Consider the following 17,465-nt stretch of genomic DNA (forward strand, 5'->3'; position numbering starts at 1 on the left):
AGCATTATTGATAGTTCTCGTATGTTGAAGGTGGCACAGGCTTAGAAGTAGGCATGTATCCAGGAACATTAAGCTTCATGATATCAACTGGATTGCCTCCAGCGCTACCAAAGCCCCTAAATTCAACCTGAAAGAGTACTTGGGTAGTGGTGATTTGAGAGGTATTTAAGACCTGAGAGTAGGCGCCACGAAACGTCCAGCAATCTCTACTCCATTCCAAAGCCAACAGGCTATTTAAAGTCTTTGTTGTTAGGGCATCGTATCCCCAACGCCCTAAAACTGAAATTTCTCTAGTGATGGGCCATTGACCTGAAATGTTGTACTGATCAGTTGTGGTTGATGATGGCACAAAAGGTTGGTTATTTTGAATTGATGCCTGCACTGGGGGAGACCAAACGTTACGGTATCCGAAATTTAAACTCCTACCTTGAGTTGGGCGCCAACTTCCACCGATCGTAGTTTGCACAATTCGATTTAATTGAGTGTTGTACTGCCCAAATATGTCCGCACTAAAATTTCCAAGCAAACGCACAGAGCCAGCACCAAGCGTATCAGAGTAGGTGGTTGGATTAACTATGGTGCCATTCAATCCAACGCGTTGCCCTGTAAACTGCTGCTTCTGCGCAATAGTGACAGTCGCACGCTCCGCACCAGTGTTGGCCTCAATCATTCGACTAGTTAGCCCGAGCGTAGCAGCATTACTGTCTGCAATACGATCATTACCGATAAAAGTATTTTCACTAAAAATTTGGGAAACCCCAAAACCAGCATCCGCGGTATCAAATAATGGGGTTTGTGCTTGGCTCTGAAAAGGCGTATACACATAAAAAGCACGAGGCTCCATAGTCAATAGCATATCGCGACCATAAAAACCTTTTAATTCAGCAGCCTCTCTTTCGAAAGCCAAACCAGAATCCAAACTAAATGTTGGGATAGTAAAACCCTGAGCTACAGGCGCCCCACTTGCAACAAAGGGCGTGGCGTTATAAGTATTAGATTGAAAACTTACTTTAGGAGTTATGTAATAGCCTGGAGTAACTTGCGGCAAAGCCATCGCACCCTTTATGACAGTTCTATCGGCTTGACTGTAGACACCAGGCGCAGAGGCTGAAAGATTTCCACCAATGTTATAGGCAAATCTAGTGTAATCAGTTGAAAATGTTGTTACTGGGCCAGTAGGCAAGGCAATGTACTTGCCACTCATATCCGAAACGGCAGGTGTCATTAAGCTGTTATATCTAGCGTTAATGTTAGGCAGCACGTTATAGGGGGCTTGCACCGTTACAGTGGGATCGGGTTGCAAAGTCTGAAATGTTACGGCTTTAGCTGACACAGTCCAGTTACTTAAACTTCCTGTCAACCCCTTAACAGTCCCAACCTCTTGACGAAGTTGGCTGGTGACTGCGCCAGCAATACTTTGAGAAAAATCTGTCGGATATAAATTATCTGAAACACGTGACATATTGGCGTAACCTGACCAAGATCCCGGCATAGGAATTCCCCCAGGGCCAACACCGCCACTAAATAACTGTCGCTGCTGCCAATCGTAACGCCAACGATCAGTACCAGTTTTTTTATCATGAGCTAGATAGTCACCCGCCAAAGTTCCACTGTACTTAGACTCAAGAAAACGGTAATTTGCGCCTACCTGCAGACCACGCTCAGTCATATAGCGCGGGAGAATCAATAAATCTTTATTTGGCGCAATATTGACATAGTACGGTTGGGTCATGTCAAAACCATTATTGGAGTTATAACCAGCAACGGGAGCTAAGATGCCAGTACGTCTCTGATTGGATGTGGGTGCAGTGAAATACGGTACGTATGCAATGGGCACATCGAAGAAACGCATCACACCATGCGTGCCAACCATTTCTTTTTGTTCGTTATCAATCTCTAAAGTGCTGGCCGTAAAATACCAGTCCATGTTTTGCGGCGTACATGTCGTGTAAGTTGCTTTGTCAAAAACAAAAATATCGGTATTTTCAATAGTCAGTTTTTTGGCGGAGCCATTACCACGAGTGTCGCGAAGTTCATATTTAGGAGCCTCCATCTGACCTTCACGTGCATCCACTTTAAATTGGGCAGTTGGACCTTTAAAAGTAGTATTCCCTTTTGTTAACTCTGCATTCCCTACCAAATCTGCAATATCGGTATCGGGGTCATAAATAATTTCATCCGCTTTAATGACTCCGCCGTTACGACGTATTTGCGCTCGACCCTTGAGTTTCATTTTGCGATCAACTACACCCTCAATGACATCGCTTGATGTAAATGTTAGCGCCTTACTGTCGTCTATCGGAACTCCAGTTCGTAACTGATCATCTAACTTCAAAACGGTGACATTTCCACGATCGGGCAACAAAACTGTATTAGCACCAGCCTGCGAATTTTGGGGCAAAGGAGCGGGGGCCTGAGCGTGTCCATGAAGAGAAAATTGCAGCAATACCACCCCCGTTATTACGCGTAGGGTTGCATGCAAAAAAAGAGGGGCGCAAAGGCCGGCGCGACGGCGATAATGACTCATAGATCCAGACCCGCCTTATTATACGAATCGACCATGACTGACTCACGCCTAAACCCCCTCCGTAACTGGCTAAAAGCCCTAGAACCTAGCTGGCAATTAGATCTTGACTCTTTGGTGCCGGCCTCGGCTGATGCCAGCTTTCGACGCTATTTCCGAATTACCACTAAAAACCCCAATTTTGGGACTTTGATCGTAATGGATGCGCCACCCCAACATGAGCCCTTAGATGCCTTTATCAAGGTCGATTTATTGCTCTCGGAGGCAGGCTTAAATGTGCCAAAAATACTCGAGCAAAATATTGCTGAAGGTTTCTTACTATTAAATGATTTGGGGACAAAAACTTATCTTGCCGAACTGAATAATGAGACTGCAGATATTCTCTATAAAGATGCAACCGATGCGCTAGTTTTAATGCAGTTAGCAAGCAAGCCTGATGTTTTACCAAACTATGACGAAGCATTGTTACAACGTGAGCTCGATTTACTTCCTGAATGGTATTTAAAGAAACATCTCGGTATTGAGCTTAATGCACAGCAAATAGAGCAATTAAAAAAATCGTTTGAGCTCATTATTGAAAATAATTTAGCACAAGCAAAAGTCTATGTTCATCGCGATTATCACTCGCGCAATTTAATGGTGACAGAAGAACATACTCCTGGAGTAATTGACTTTCAGGATGCAGTGTATGGCCCCATTACTTACGACGCTGCTTCTTTATGGCGAGATGCATACATCTCATGGCCAGAAGAGAGAGTGATTGATTGGGTCATCAAATTCTGGGAAGCAGGTCGTAAAGCAGGATTACCAATGCCAAATGATTTTGGTCAGTTCTATCGTGATTTTGAATGGATGGGTTTGCAGCGCCACCTCAAGGTTCTCGGCATCTTTGCGCGTCTATATCATCGCGATGGCAAGGATGGGTATCTCAAAGACATCCCACTCGTGCTTGAATATGCAATTGCAACAGCCAACCGTTATATTGAACTAAAGCCTTTAGCTCGTATTCTAGAATCGACCCGCATTCATAAAGACTAGTTAGATATACATGATGAATAAGAGCAATCTCATTCCTTGTTTTTTGCTTGCCGCCGGCAGAGGTGAGCGTATGCGCCCTCTCACGGATACCTTACCCAAACCCTTGTTAACCATTCAGAAAAAATCTTTGTTGACTTGGCATTTAGAAGCTTTAGCTAAGGCAGGAATTCAGAATGTCGTCATTAACCATGCTTGGTTGGGTGAAAAAATTGAGGAGGCCCTCGGGAATGGCCAGCAATTTGGTCTTCATATCCAGTATTCACCTGAAGGTAGCGCCCTAGAGACTGCTGGCGGCATTTGCAAAGCACTCCCTATGATTGCCCCCGAAGACTATTTCCTAGTCATCAATGGCGATGTATTTAGCCCGAATTTGCCTGTAAGCATGCTATTAGAAACAGCTTCTAGAATGCGTGCTGACCCTAGTAAGCCATTGGCCCACTTAATCATGGTTCCCAACCCAGTGCAGCACCCTGAAGGGGATTTTTACCTGCAAGACTCCGCCGTGGGAGACACTGAATCCGTAGAGAGCGAAAAGCTAACCTTCTCAGGGATTGGGATTTATCACAAAGACCTCTTTAAAGACCTGGAATTTGGAACTCCTGCCAAGCTAGCCCCCTTGCTGAGAACCGCGATGGAGCAAAATAAAGTGAATGGTGAAAAATATACCGGTCCATGGCACGATGTAGGTACGCCACAACGCTTACAAGAGCTCAATGCAGCATATGAATAAATCGGATATTTATCAACTTCGTCGAAGTGAATTAGCAAAACAAATATTTGCTAAGACTGGCGGAGGAATTGCAGTTATTTCTACTGCACCTGAAATTGCTCGTAACCGCGACAGTGAATTTCCATATCGTCACGATAGCGACTTTTACTACCTGACAGGTTTTGAAGAGCCGGGCGCTACACTCCTAATGAAAGTGCATGGTGACGGAAAGCGCTTTCAACTTCAATCTCACTTATTTTGTAGACCCAAAGATCCCGAGCGAGAAATTTGGGATGGCATTCGTCTTGGCCCTGAAGCAGCGCCTGAAATATTAGGCATTGAATTTGCACACAGTAACCAAGAGTTGGACCAAAAACTAGGCGACCTGTTGGCCGATCAAGATGCAGTTTATATTCGCCTTGCAGAAAGCGCTGAGGCTGATAGACGCTTGCGTCATTGGATGAAACGGGTCCGAGGACAAGCGCGCTCAGGTGTAAATCCACCATCTGAATTTCATGATGTCGAGGCGCTTATTCATGAAATGCGTCTATTTAAAGATGAGCATGAAATTGACATCATGCGACGTGCTGCTGCTATCTCTGCTCGCGCGCACATTCGTGCTATGCAAATCTGCAAGCCCGGTATGCGCGAGTATCAACTAGAAGCGGAATTGCTTCATGAGTTCCGTAATAGTGGCGCACAAAGTGTTGCCTACAACAGTATTGTTGCTGGTGGCGCTAACTCTTGCATCTTGCACTACCGTGCAGGCTCCACCGAATTGCGAAGCGGCGAACTTTGTTTGATTGATGCCGGTTGCGAGCTAGATGGTTATGCATCTGATATCACCCGGACATTTCCAGTAAATGGAAAATTTACCGGCCCGCAACGTGCTCTATACGACATTACATTAGCAGCGCAAGAGGCAGCAATTGCCATGACCAAACCGGGCAATACTTTTATGCAGCCGCATGAAGCAGCACTGAAAGTACTAACCCAGGGCTTACTTGATGAGAAGTTGCTCAAGCTTGCCGATCTAGGCTCACTTGAAAATGCCATAGAAACAGGCGCTTATCGCCGCTTCTACATGCACCGCACATCACATTGGTTAGGCATGGATGTGCATGACGTAGGCTCCTATCGCGAAGCCAGTCATGATGCATCTAGTGAAGATAAGCCATGGCGAGTCCTCAAGAGCGGCATGGTAATGACGATTGAGCCTGGCCTCTATGTCAGACCAGCTGATGATGTGGATGAGAACTTTTGGAATATTGGCATTCGCATTGAAGATGATGCCGTCCTTAACAACTCTGGATGTGAATTGATTTCTCGTGGCGTACCCGTCAAAGCAGATGAGATTGAAGCTCTCATGAAAAACTCTTGAACATATTTCATCGCCAATGAGCTCATCTAATTGCGATATTTTGATTCAAGGTGGTGGCCCGGTTGGGCTTGCTTGTGCCGCGTGGACCCTGCAGAAATTTCCAGATGCAAAAATCACGCTACTAGATCGCAATCCAATTAATGATGGCGATTTAGCGAATGCCGATAGTCGTGGCATTGCGCTATCGCATGGCAGCAAGTTATTACTGGATACGATCAACGCTTGGCCAAAAGAATCCGCCCAAATTCATCGCGTACATGTTTCACAAGCTGGACGCTTTGGCAGAGCCCTGATGACCCGCGAAGAACTCAATCAAGATGCGCTAGGGCACATCATTCGCTATCGCGATATCCACATCACACTTCGCCAGGCATTGAGGACTCTTCAAGCAAAGTGCCCCAACTTTGTTTGGCGACATATCGATAAAGATGCTGAAGAAAATAATATCCACGCCAAATGTATCGTGCATGCTGAAGGCGGCTTATTTAAAACACAAGATTGGGTTGAATCTGGTCGCGACTATGGTCAGTCAGCCTTAGTCGGATTGGTTGAAGTAGAAAATGCGGCGCCCCATCATGCTTGGGAACGTTTTACTGCTGAAGGTCCATTAGCTGTTTTGCCAAGTCATTACGGTCCCAATATTTTGAATCTGGTTTGGTGTGGTTCACCAGAGTCGTCAGGACATCGCCTGCAACTCAGTGATGCCGATTTCTTAAACGAATTAGAAAAAGAATTTGGCTCTCGAATTGGTCGCTTTCTCAAAATTCAGGATCGTCGTTTATATGAGCTTGGTTTGAACTATCGCAAAGAAATTACCAAAGACAATGAAGTGTGGATTGGTAACGCTGCTCAAACTTTGCACCCGGTAGCGGGTCAAGGTTTAAATCTAGGCTTACGAGATGCCTTCTTGCTGGCGGAAAAATTAGTTGGCGTATTTTCTGGATCGGCAGAACCTCAATCTCCAATAGACATCCAAAATGCGCTCCAAGGCTATGCTCAAAGCCGCAAAATTGACAGAACAACTACGATTGGCCTAACGGACTTTATGGCCAGGGTGTTTACCTCTAATCTTGCTCCAGTAGTGGTAGCCAGAGGACTGGCTTTAAGCGCCCTTCAGTGGCTTCCACCAGTAAAGACAGCCTTAGCCCGCCAGATGATGTTTGGTAGGCGCTAAAGGGCTTAAATCGCCCCTAAATATAAGCATTCCTGATTTGATCTGTAACAAGCAATCTGCCTAAAAAATAGGCAGATTTGAGGTCGAATGTGCTAAAGTGTCATGCTTTCCGCCCAAGCCCCCTTTTAGATGAACATTGGCCCTCACACCCTCGCAAATAAGCTATTTGTAGCCCCTATGGCTGGGGTAACAGATCGCCCTTTTAGGCAGCTTTGCAAGAAATTGGGTGCAGGGTATGCGGTTTCTGAAATGGTGGCATCTAATGCCCTACTTTGGAAAAGCGAGAAAACACAACGTCGCGCCAATCATGTCGGTGAATTCAAACCGATCGCGGTACAAATTGCCGGGGCTGACCCAGCAATGATGGCAGCTGCGGCAAAAATTAACGTAGATCATGGTGCACAAATTATTGATATCAATATGGGCTGCCCTGCGAAGAAGGTTTGCAACGTTGCTGCTGGCTCTGCACTATTGCGCGATGAGCCTTTAGTGCAGCAAATTTTAGAAGCTGTTGTGAATGCTGTCGGTGTTGGACCAGATGCAGTGCCAGTTACCTTAAAGATTCGCACTGGTTGGGATCGCGAACATAAGAACGCAATCGAGATTGCACGTCTCGCAGAAAAGTCTGGCATTTCTATGTTGACGGTTCATGGTCGCACTAGAGCTGACCTATATCACGGTGAAGCAGAGTACGAAACCATTACTGCAGTCAAAAATAACGTAGGCATTCCGGTGGTTGCAAATGGTGACATTACTAGCCCCGAGAAAGCAGAGCAAGTTTTAAAGATCACTGGGGCTGATGCCATCATGATCGGACGTGCGGCACAAGGTCGCCCTTGGATCTTCCGCGAGATCAATCATTACCTTGAAACTGGTGGTAAGTTACCAACCCCTGAGATCAATGAGATTCAGGCGATTATGAATGCCCACCTCTTAGATCACTATGAGTTCTATGGTGAACATATCGGCCTTCGCACAGCTCGCAAGCATATCGGTTGGTATTGCAAAGGTTTACGAGACTCACATGCATTCCGTCAGCGCATGAATACTGCTGATGATTGCAAAACCGAATTGCAAATGGTGAATGATTATTTTGATGAGATGAAATTGCATTCTGAACGCTTACTATTTTTAGAGGCAGCTTAATTCCTGCTGAATCCCCGCTAGATCCCTGCTGTATTTTTTGTTTTTTATTTTCTTGTTTTTGTATTGATAGACTGTTATGACCAATAAGCACCCAATTACCGAATGTATTGAAACCCAATTACAGGGTTACCTAAATGACCTCAAAGGAACGGCACCAACCGATATCTATCAAATGGTCTTGGCTGTTGTAGAAAAGCCTATGCTGGAATTAGTTATGCAGCACGCTAAACAGAATCAATCACTGGCAGCGCAATATCTTGGTATTAACCGCAACACACTTCATAAGAAGCTCGTTGAGCATCAGCTGTTGAAGTAAACATTCATCACAAAGTTATTTCTTTTAATTAAACCCTCCGAAAACTATGATCCGTACAGCCCTTCTCTCCGTATCCGATAAAAATGGCATCGTGCCTTTTGCTAAAGCCCTCCATGAGCAAGGTATTAAGCTTATTTCTACTGGCGGCACCGCAAAACTTCTAGCTGAAAATAATCTGCCAGTGGTTGAAGTTTCTTCGCTAACAAAATTCCCAGAAATGCTTGATGGTCGCGTAAAAACCCTTCACCCTATGGTGCACGGTGGCTTGTTAGCTCGTAGAGACTTCCCAGAGCACATGGCCGCCTTAAAAGAGCATGGAATCGACACCATCGATATGCTCGTTATCAACCTATACCCATTTAATGAGACAGTCGCTAAAGACAACTGTTCATTTGAGGATGCTGTAGAGAATATTGATATTGGTGGTCCTGCTATGTTGCGAGCCGCTGCAAAGAACCACCAAGACGTTACCGTTTTAATCTCACCGGAAGATTACGCCCCAGTATTGGCAGAGATGAAGGCTAACAAGAATACTGTTTCTTATAAGACAAATTTAGCTTTAGCCAAAAAAGTATTTGCACACACTGCTCAGTATGACGGCGCTATTGCCAATTACCTCTCTGCATTGGGTGATGATTTGGATCACAAAGCACGTTCTGCTTACCCAGAAACTTTGCATCTTGCTTTTGAAAAAGTACAAGAGATGCGCTACGGCGAGAACCCACACCAATCCGCAGCATTCTATAAAGATATTTACCCTGTTGACGGCGCGCTAGCCAATTACAAGCAACTTCAAGGCAAAGAACTTTCGTACAACAACATTGCAGATGCTGACTCTGCCTGGGAATGCGTGAAGAGCTTTACCGGTAACGCTGGTGGCGCTTCTGCTTGCGTCATCATCAAACACGCCAATCCTTGTGGCGTAGCTGTTGGAGCCAGCGCTCTTGAAGCCTATCAAAAAGCATTTAAGACCGATCCAAGCTCAGCCTTTGGCGGCATCATTGCCTTTAACGTTCCTTGCGATGGTGCAGCAGCAGAAGCGATCTCCAAGCAATTCGTAGAAGTATTAATTGCCCCTAGCTTTAGCGATGAAGCAAAGGCAATCTTTGCTGCAAAACAAAATGTGCGTCTTTTAGAGATTCCATTGGGCACTGCATTTAATACGTTTGATTTCAAACGCGTTGGTGGCGGCTTGCTCGTGCAATCGCCCGATGCCAAAAACGTTCTCGAAAATGAAATGCGTGTTGTTAGCAAACGTCTGCCAACTCCAAGCGAAATGCACGACATGATGTTTGCATGGCGCGTCGCTAAATTTGTGAAGTCCAATGCCATCGTCTATTGCGCAAATGGCATGACTCTCGGTATTGGTGCAGGCCAAATGAGTCGCGTTGACTCTGCACGTATGGCTAGCATTAAAGCTGAGAACGCTGGCTTGAGCCTTAAAGGTTCTGCCGTTGCAAGCGATGCCTTTTTCCCGTTCCGTGATGGCTTGGATGTAGTCGTCAATGGCGGTGCAAGTTGCGCCATTCAGCCGGGCGGCAGTATGCGTGACGATGAAATCATTGCAGCCGCAAATGAACATGGTATTGCCATGATCTTTACTGGCACACGTCACTTCCGTCACTAAGCAAACGGGAAGCAATAAACAAACTTATGCGCTGGATAGGAATCGACCCAGGCTTACGGACTACCGGTTTTGGCGTCATCGATGTCGATGGCCAAAAACTGACCTACGTAGCCTCTGGGACGATTGAAAGCGGTGATCCAGCCAAGGGCTTGCCTGAACGTTTGGGCGCTCTCTATGCAGGTCTTAAAGAGGTTTTAGAGACATACCGACCTGAGTCTGCTGCGATTGAAGAGGTTTTCTTAAATGTGAATCCTCGTTCAACACTAATGCTAGGTCAAGCAAGGGGTGCCGTAATTGCCGCCCTCGTATCTGAAAAGCTTCCTGTAGCTGAGTACAGCGCTCTGCGCGTGAAGCAAGCCATTGTTGGCACAGGTCGCGCAGCCAAGCCGCAAGTGCAGGAGATGGTTAAGCGCCTTTTAAGACTAAATCGCGCCCCAGGTACTGACGCATCTGATGCATTGGGTGTTGCTATCTGCGCTGCGCATCATGCGCAAATACCAAAAGCGATTACTACTGCATTAGCACCAAAGAAACGTAGCAAGTAAAAATACACATCACAGGTTAAGATCTCTACATGATTGGTCGCATTCAAGGTACTCTCGTTTCAGTTCATCCACCCCGTCTCTTGGTAGATTGCCAAGGCATTGGTTATGAGGTTGATGTACCCATGAGTACCCTGTACCAACTTCCTCAAGCAGGTCAAAAAATTACGCTTCTTACGCACTTTCAAGTTCGTGAAGATGCGCAGCAACTTTTTGGCTTTGCTACCGAGACTGAGCGTGAAGCATTTAGACAGCTCATCAAAATTAGCGGTGTTGGTTCCCGTACCGCACTGGCAGTTCTCTCCGGCATGAGTGTTAATGAGTTGGCCCAAGCGATTGCCCTACAAGAAGCTGGACGCCTCACTCAAGTACCAGGCATTGGCAAGAAAACCGCTGAACGTCTCTGCCTAGAACTCAAAGGAAAGTTGGCCCCAGACCTAGGAATTACAGGCGGTAAACCTCAGGCAATTGAAGCTAGCAGTGAAGTATTGCAAGCACTTCTTGCTCTGGGCTATTCAGAAAAAGAAGCACTTTTAGCGCTCAAGCAAATTCCGGCCGACACATCTGTTTCGGATGGCATTCGAATGGGTCTAAAGTACCTATCCAAAGCTTGATCATAAATAGAAGCAATCCCCAATAAGCACTACACTTGTAGAATGGCAATTCATACAGACGACCTGAGCTCCATTCCTGAAGATTTACCGGATGACAATGACCGCATTGTGAGTGGTTCAGCCGGTAATGCTGAGGCCGTCTTTGAAAGAGCGCTACGTCCTAAGCAACTCGATGAGTATGTTGGACAAACTAAAGCGCGCGCCCAATTAGAGATTTTCATCAGCGCTACAAGAGCACGTCAAGAAGCACTAGATCACGTTCTCTTGTTTGGACCTCCCGGCCTTGGTAAAACCACCTTAGCTCACATCATTGCGAGAGAGCTTGGTGTCAACTTGCGGCAAACCAGTGGCCCTGTTCTGGATAGGCCCGGCGATCTTGCTGCCCTATTAACTAATTTAGAAGAGAATGATGTTCTCTTCATTGATGAGATTCATCGCCTCTCTCCAGTTGTAGAAGAAATTCTGTACCCCGCACTTGAGGACTACAGTCTAGACATCATGATTGGCGAAGGTCCTGCAGCACGCAGTGTGAAGATTGATCTCAAACCTTTCACACTCATTGGCGCAACTACCCGTGCCGGTATGCTCACCAACCCATTACGCGATCGCTTTGGTATTGTGGCCAGACTTGAGTTCTACACCACAGAAGAGCTCACCAAAATTATTAATCGCTCAGCTAGTTTGCTCAAGGCTGATATCGATCCAGATGGCTCAATAGAGATTGCGAAGCGCGCACGCGGAACTCCGCGTATTGCGAATCGCCTACTGCGTCGTGTTCGTGACTATGCAGAAGTGAAAGGTACTGGCACGATTACTAAAGCCATGGCGGATGCCGCTCTCAAGATGCTCGATGTCGACCCAAGTGGTTTTGATGTGATGGATAGAAAATTACTTGAAGCTATCTTGCACAAATTTGATGGTGGCCCCGTAGGCATTGATAACTTGGCAGCAGCTATTGGCGAAGAGCGCGACACAATTGAAGATGTTCTTGAACCCTACCTGATTCAGCAAGGTTACTTACAGAGAACCTCACGTGGCCGAGTAGCAACGCGCCAGGCTTATGAGCATTTTGGATTAACGCCGCCTAGCGGCAGTGCTAGCTTGGATATTTAAGCTAGCGTTACTTTCGCGAACTTACGTTTGCCTACTTGCACAACATAAGTTCCCGCTTCAATCTTGAGCTGTTTATCGGCAATCGTTGCGCCATCAATCTTCACACCGTTTTGCTCGATATTACGATTAGCCTCTGATGTGGATGGGGCTAAACCAGCAGCTTTCAAAAGATTGGCGATTTGCATTGGCGCTCCAGAAAGGCTGACTTCTGGAATGTCATCGGGCACACCACCTTTAGCGCGATGATTAAAGTCTTCTAACGCTTTTTCTGCAGCAGCTTGTGAATGAAAGCGCGCAACGATTTCTTGTGCGAGCAGTACTTTGCAATCTTTTGGATTACGACCAGCGGCAACTTCTTGCTTCATGAGATCGATCTCAGCCATTGGGCGGAAAGAAAGCAATGTAAAGTAATCCCACATCAAATCATCAGAGATGCTCAAAAGCTTGCCAAACATTTCTCCCGCTGGCTCGCTGATACCAATGTAATTCCCCTTGGACTTACTCATCTTGTCTACGCCATCCAAACCAACTAGTAGTGGCATTGTCAAAATACATTGCGGCTCTTGGCCATATTCACGCTGGAGCTCGCGCCCAACTAAGAGATTAAATTTCTGATCAGTACCACCGAGCTCTAAGTCACTCTTTAAAGCAACTGAGTCGTAGCCTTGCATCAATGGATACAAGAACTCATGTACAGAGATGGGTACGCCACTACGGTAGCGCTTTGTAAAGTCATCGCGCTCTAACATTTGCGCAACGGTATATCGCGCTGCTAATTGAATCATGCCGCGCGCACCCAAAGGATCGCACCACTCACTGTTGTAACGCACTTCAGTTTTTGCAGGGTCAAGCACCATGCTTGCTTGACGATAGTAAGTCTCGGCATTGACCGCAATTTCCTCTGCAGTTAATGGTGGGCGGGTTGCGTTACGTCCAGATGGATCACCAATCATGCTGGTGAAATCGCCTATCAAGAAAATAACGGTATGCCCTAAATCTTGTAACTGACGCAATTTGTTCAAAACAACCGTATGACCCAAATGAATATCAGGCGCCGTTGGATCCAAACCCAATTTAATTCTGAGCGGGGTCTTGGTAGCCTGGCTACGAGCCAATTTCTGAACCCAATCAGCCTCAACCAACAACTCATCGCAACCACGTTTAGTGACTTCGAGCGCTGCAAAGACTTCAGGGGTCAAAGGATATTTTTGTTCTGTTTTGGCCGTCATGCTGATTCGGATTGCTGATTCAGTTAAATTAGTAGTTAAATTGCTAAAGCATAATTGTCGCATTCCTGAGAGCCACATGAACAAACCCCATTCCCTCTATATCGGACTAATGTCTGGCACCAGCCTAGATGGGATAGATGCCGTTCTAGCCAAGATCGGGACCGATGGGGAAGCTAGTGCTCTAGAGGCAATTAGCACCCCTTTCTCGCCGGACCTCCGCAAGGCCCTTTTTGAGCTCCAAAGCCCTGGCCCAAACGAGCTGCACCGGGAGAAACAGGCTGGAAATGCCTTAGCCTTAGCTTACGCAGAAGCAGTGAATCAATTGCTTCAAAAGACAAATTTTCAAGCTTCTGATGTTACTGCGATCGGCGCGCATGGTCAGACTATTCGCCACCAACCACATCTTGGTGATATGGCCTATACCCACCAAACTCTGAATCCGGCACTCTTGGCAGAAAAGACTGGCATTGATGTCATCGCTGATTTTAGAAGTCGTGATTTAGCTGCTGGTGGTCATGGCGCCCCCTTAGTCCCGGCGTTTCATGCCCAGCAATTTGCAGAAAATAAAAATTTAGCCATTCTTAATATTGGCGGCATTGCCAACCTCACGTTACTCCCTAAAAATGGAGGGGTCACTGGCTTTGATTGTGGTCCCGGCAATATGTTAATGGATACCTGGATACATGAACATCAAGGCAATGCATTTGATGAGAATGGCAACTGGGCATTGCAAGGAAAGGTTAATGAAGCTCTGCTAACAAAAATGTTATCTGATCCTTTCTTTGCAAAAGCGCCACCTAAGAGTACCGGCAGAGATGACTTTCATCTCGCTTGGTTACAAGAAAAATTGAATGGTGAGAATTATCTTTGTGAAGATGTACAGGCGACATTGCTACACCTGACTGCGCACTCAGCGCTTGAAGCTTTAGCGCGTTATGCCCCGCAAACCCAGAATTTGATTGTCTGTGGGGGCGGCGCTAGAAATAATGCGCTCATAAATTTATTTAAAGTGAAGTCGCAGCACTTTTTCAAAAGCCCCTTAGAAATTACGACTAGTGACTCTGCTGGCATTGATCCACAGTTAGTTGAAGGTCTTGCTTTTGCATGGCTTGCATGGGCCCACAAAGAAAAACGGCCAGCAAATCTGCCAGCCGTTACGGGAGCGAAAGGTCCTAGAGTTCTAGGCGCTTACTACCCTGCGTAATTAAATATTAATTAAGTTCGTTTTTATTTAAGCAGAGAAAGAAGATCCGCAGCCACAAGTAGTTTGGGCATTTGGATTCTTGATCACAAACTGTGATCCGTTGATATCTTCTTTGTAATCAATCTCAGCACCAACTAAATATTGGAAGCTCATTGAATCTACCAACAAAGTAACGCCATTCTTTTCAAAGAGTGTGTCGTCTTCATTTACAGCATCATCAAATGTGAAGCCATACTGAAAACCTGAGCAACCGCCACCCTGTACGAATACACGGAGCTTCAACTCTGGATTGCCTTCTTCTGCAATCAAATCAGCCACTTTTGCAGCAGCGCTATCCGTGAACACCAATGGGGTTGGTGGCTCAGCTAAATCTTGTGCGGGTTGAGTAGCTAATTCAGTCATGATTTACTCCTAATTCAAAAGGCAATGTCTTATTTTAGGCTTTTAATGGCCAGTTTGCTGAAGGGTCATTACGCCCTTAATTAGGGTGATACAGCGATCTGGGTAAGGCCTGTAGTCTCAGGCAGTCCAAACATGAGGTTCATGCATTGCACACCCTGGCCTGAAGCACCCTTTACCAAATTGTCTTCCACCACCAAAATGACTAAAGTATCACCGCCGCCTGGACGATGGATCGCGATCCGAATGCCATTACTGCCCCGCACAGAGCGTGTTTCTGGATGACTACCAGCAGGCATCACATCAACAAACTGCTCATCTTTATAGAAATTCTCATAAAGCTTTTGGTAGTCAACGTCCTTACCTGCATCAGTCAAGCGCACATAGAGCGTTGAATGAATGCCTCTAATCATTGGCGTTAAATGCGGTACAAAGGTCAAGCCAATCTGGTCATGCCCGGCAATCGCTTTCAAACCCTGCTCGATCTCTGGAAGATGGCGGTGACCTTTAACGCTATACGCCTTGAAGTTATCGCTCGCTTCGGACAACAAGGTGCCGATCTCTGCTTTACGTCCTGCACCAGAGGTGCCTGACTTGGAATCAGAAATAATATGCGTACCATCGATCAAATACTTGCCGCCAGTTGATTTAGGTGACAACAAAGGTGCGAGGCCAAGCTGCACAGAGGTTGGATAACAACCCGCCAAACCAACTACACGCGCCTTCTTAATGGCATCACGATTAATTTCTGGTAATCCATAAACTGCTTCAGTCAAAATTTCTGGGCAGCTATGCTCCATGCCGTACCACTTGGAAAACTCTTTAGTGTCTTTCAAACGAAAGTCAGCAGCAAGATCCAAAATCTTGACATTGTTGGCTAGCAATTCTTTCGCTTGCGCCATGGCAACGCCATGTGGGGTTGCAAAGAAAACAACATCACACTCATTAAGCTTTGCTTCGTCAGGCGTTGTAAATTTCAAAGCAACACGGCCACGCAAAGAAGGGAACATCTCAGCAACTGGCATACCAGCTTCTGTGCGAGAAGTAATTGCAGCGAGCTCAACCCCAGGATGCTGCGCCAATAGACGCAAGAGCTCCACTCCGGTATACCCGGTGCCACCTACGATGCCAACTTTAATCATGCCATTCTCCAAAATACCGACAGATGAATTTTATTTCTTTAATACCTAGATTGTAGAAACAAAAAGGGCCGCTTGCGCGACCCTTTCGATAAAACTTGAGCGACTGAAAGAATTAGCGCTTGCTGAACTGCTTACGACGACGCGCGCCGTGCAGACCAACTTTTTTACGCTCAACTTCACGAGCATCGCGAGTTACCAAGCCTGCTTTAGACAGGGTTGGCTTCAAAGCGTTGTCGTAGTCAATCAATGCACGAGTAACACCGTGACGAACTGCACCAGCTTGGCCAGTTTCACCGCCACCAGAAACGTTAACTTTGATATCAAAGGTCGTTAAGTGGGCTGTGAGAGCCAAAGGCTGACGAGCGATCATGCGTGATGTTTCACGAGCAAAATATGCATCGATAGGCTTACCATTAACAATGATGTCGCCTTTGCCAGATTTAATGAATACGCGCGCAACAGAACTCTTGCGGCGACCAGTACCGTAATTCCAATTTCCGTAATTAATAGCCATTTGGTTTCCTTAAATCTCTAACGCTTTTGGCTGTTGAGCCGCATGCGGATGATTGGCGTCGCCGTAGACTTTTAATTTCTTAATCATGGCATAGCCTAGTGGGCCTTTTGGCAACATACCCTTCACAGCCTTCTCCAAAGCGCGACCTGGGAAACGATCTTGCATCTTGTCGAAGTTAGTCGAGCTAATACCACCTGGGTATCCGCTGTGACGGTAATAAATTTTGTTCAAGCCTTTTGTGCCTGTGACACGGAGCTTAGAAGAATTGATAACGACAATAAAGTCGCCAGTATCAACGTGTGGGGTGTATTCAGGCTTGTGCTTGCCGCGTAGACGGAGTGCCACTTCACTGGCGACACGACCGAGGACTTTGTCCGTAGCGTCAATCACGAACCATTCATGCACTACCTCATGGGATTTTGCAGAAAAAGTTTTCATGATTTCTCAAATTGTTATGGTCAAAAAAAAATTACCCCAACCAAACTACGTCCACCTTGGCCCTGCTTATGTTTGCAAGCTCGCAGATTCTGCAATTTAACTGGTACAACAAATTACCGCTGACCGGCTCGGTAATTCAGTAAAGCCTTGAATTGTAACCTAAAAAAAACCCAGGAACGAGTCCTGGGTTGGAATCCACCTATGTTTGGGTGGAGGAGACACTGGGAGGTAAGTCGCAGTCTTATACAAGACTGACTACCAATAGGGTTATTCTACACAAATAATATGGTGCAATGCAAGAAAATTGACCAAAGTCAATTTTTTGCCGTTTTTACTGCTGAACGAATTGCAGTAA

General features: G+C 46.1%; 17 protein-coding genes. 11 read left to right on the top strand and 6 right to left on the bottom strand.

Features of this window, described 5'->3' with window-relative positions:
- Positions 1 to 4 precede the first annotated feature (4 nt).
- On the bottom strand, positions 5 to 2,527 hold the full coding sequence (locus ICW03_RS10545) for an LPS-assembly protein LptD (protein WP_215347970.1): 2,523 nt from the start codon (positions 2,525 to 2,527) through the stop codon (positions 5 to 7).
- Between the two features lie 33 nt (positions 2,528 to 2,560).
- Here ICW03_RS10545 and ICW03_RS10550 point away from each other — a divergent pair, with 33 nt between their 5' ends.
- From ICW03_RS10550 to ruvB, 10 genes are all read left to right on the top strand, one after another.
- Entirely contained in the window at positions 2,561 to 3,562 is a 1,002-nt protein-coding gene (locus tag ICW03_RS10550) for an aminoglycoside phosphotransferase family protein (RefSeq protein ID WP_215347971.1), read from the top strand.
- 13 nt (positions 3,563 to 3,575) lie between these two features.
- Positions 3,576 to 4,292, top strand: a complete 717-nt coding sequence (gene murU, locus ICW03_RS10555) for an N-acetylmuramate alpha-1-phosphate uridylyltransferase MurU (RefSeq protein WP_215350315.1) — start codon at positions 3,576 to 3,578, stop codon at positions 4,290 to 4,292.
- Positions 4,285 to 5,652, top strand: coding sequence for an aminopeptidase P N-terminal domain-containing protein (locus ICW03_RS10560; protein WP_251374401.1), 1,368 nt, complete (start codon positions 4,285 to 4,287; stop codon positions 5,650 to 5,652). Before murU ends, ICW03_RS10560 begins: the two co-directional genes overlap by 8 nt.
- Before the next feature lie 16 nt (positions 5,653 to 5,668).
- Positions 5,669 to 6,826 carry an FAD-dependent monooxygenase gene (locus ICW03_RS10565; protein WP_215347973.1) on the top strand — a complete coding sequence of 386 codons (1,158 nt, stop codon included), beginning with the start codon at positions 5,669 to 5,671 and terminating at the stop codon, positions 6,824 to 6,826.
- Positions 6,827 to 6,955: 129 nt separating this feature from the next.
- On the top strand, positions 6,956 to 7,972 hold the full coding sequence (dusB, locus tag ICW03_RS10570; RefSeq protein ID WP_215347974.1) for a tRNA dihydrouridine synthase DusB: 1,017 nt from the start codon (positions 6,956 to 6,958) through the stop codon (positions 7,970 to 7,972).
- 76 nt (positions 7,973 to 8,048) lie between these two features.
- The gene (locus ICW03_RS10575; RefSeq protein ID WP_068319558.1) at positions 8,049 to 8,288 is read left to right on the top strand and encodes a helix-turn-helix domain-containing protein; all 240 of its coding nucleotides are present in this window, start codon (positions 8,049 to 8,051) and stop codon (positions 8,286 to 8,288) included.
- A gap of 46 nt (positions 8,289 to 8,334) precedes the next feature.
- Positions 8,335 to 9,915 carry a bifunctional phosphoribosylaminoimidazolecarboxamide formyltransferase/IMP cyclohydrolase gene (purH, locus tag ICW03_RS10580; protein WP_215347975.1) on the top strand — a complete coding sequence of 527 codons (1,581 nt, stop codon included), beginning with the start codon at positions 8,335 to 8,337 and terminating at the stop codon, positions 9,913 to 9,915.
- A 26-nt stretch (positions 9,916 to 9,941) separates the two neighbouring features.
- Positions 9,942 to 10,460 (top strand): crossover junction endodeoxyribonuclease RuvC, encoded by a 519-nt coding sequence (gene ruvC, locus ICW03_RS10585; RefSeq protein WP_215347976.1) that lies wholly within the window; start codon positions 9,942 to 9,944, stop codon positions 10,458 to 10,460.
- A gap of 29 nt (positions 10,461 to 10,489) precedes the next feature.
- Positions 10,490 to 11,071, top strand: a complete 582-nt coding sequence (ruvA, locus tag ICW03_RS10590; protein ID WP_215347977.1) for a Holliday junction branch migration protein RuvA — start codon at positions 10,490 to 10,492, stop codon at positions 11,069 to 11,071.
- Between the two features lie 42 nt (positions 11,072 to 11,113).
- Complete coding sequence (gene ruvB / locus ICW03_RS10595) at positions 11,114 to 12,184, top strand: Holliday junction branch migration DNA helicase RuvB (RefSeq protein WP_215347978.1); 1,071 nt, start codon at positions 11,114 to 11,116, stop codon at positions 12,182 to 12,184.
- Here the strand turns inward: ruvB and tyrS are convergent.
- Complete coding sequence (tyrS, locus tag ICW03_RS10600) at positions 12,181 to 13,413, bottom strand: tyrosine--tRNA ligase (protein WP_215347979.1); 1,233 nt, start codon at positions 13,411 to 13,413, stop codon at positions 12,181 to 12,183. The genes ruvB and tyrS overlap by 4 nt on opposite strands.
- A 76-nt stretch (positions 13,414 to 13,489) precedes the next feature.
- On the opposite strand from tyrS, the gene ICW03_RS10605 reads away from it, so the two are divergent.
- Complete coding sequence (locus ICW03_RS10605) at positions 13,490 to 14,617, top strand: anhydro-N-acetylmuramic acid kinase (RefSeq protein ID WP_215347980.1); 1,128 nt, start codon at positions 13,490 to 13,492, stop codon at positions 14,615 to 14,617.
- Between the two features lie 27 nt (positions 14,618 to 14,644).
- On the opposite strand, the gene erpA is transcribed toward ICW03_RS10605, so the two are convergent.
- From erpA to rplM, 4 genes are all read right to left on the bottom strand, one after another.
- Positions 14,645 to 15,019, bottom strand: coding sequence for an iron-sulfur cluster insertion protein ErpA (gene erpA / locus ICW03_RS10610; protein WP_068319574.1), 375 nt, complete (start codon positions 15,017 to 15,019; stop codon positions 14,645 to 14,647).
- Between the two features lie 80 nt (positions 15,020 to 15,099).
- On the bottom strand, positions 15,100 to 16,158 hold the full coding sequence (argC, locus tag ICW03_RS10615) for an N-acetyl-gamma-glutamyl-phosphate reductase (protein WP_215347981.1): 1,059 nt from the start codon (positions 16,156 to 16,158) through the stop codon (positions 15,100 to 15,102).
- Between the two features lie 112 nt (positions 16,159 to 16,270).
- Positions 16,271 to 16,672, bottom strand: a complete 402-nt coding sequence (rpsI, locus tag ICW03_RS10620) for a 30S ribosomal protein S9 (protein ID WP_011903720.1) — start codon at positions 16,670 to 16,672, stop codon at positions 16,271 to 16,273.
- Positions 16,673 to 16,681: 9 nt separating this feature from the next.
- The gene (gene rplM, locus ICW03_RS10625) at positions 16,682 to 17,110 is read right to left on the bottom strand and encodes a 50S ribosomal protein L13 (RefSeq protein ID WP_011903721.1); all 429 of its coding nucleotides are present in this window, start codon (positions 17,108 to 17,110) and stop codon (positions 16,682 to 16,684) included.
- Positions 17,111 to 17,465: the final 355 nt, after the last annotated feature.

The organism is Polynucleobacter sp. MWH-Aus1W21, from assembly GCF_018687275.1.
Lineage (GTDB): Bacteria > Pseudomonadota > Gammaproteobacteria > Burkholderiales > Burkholderiaceae > Polynucleobacter.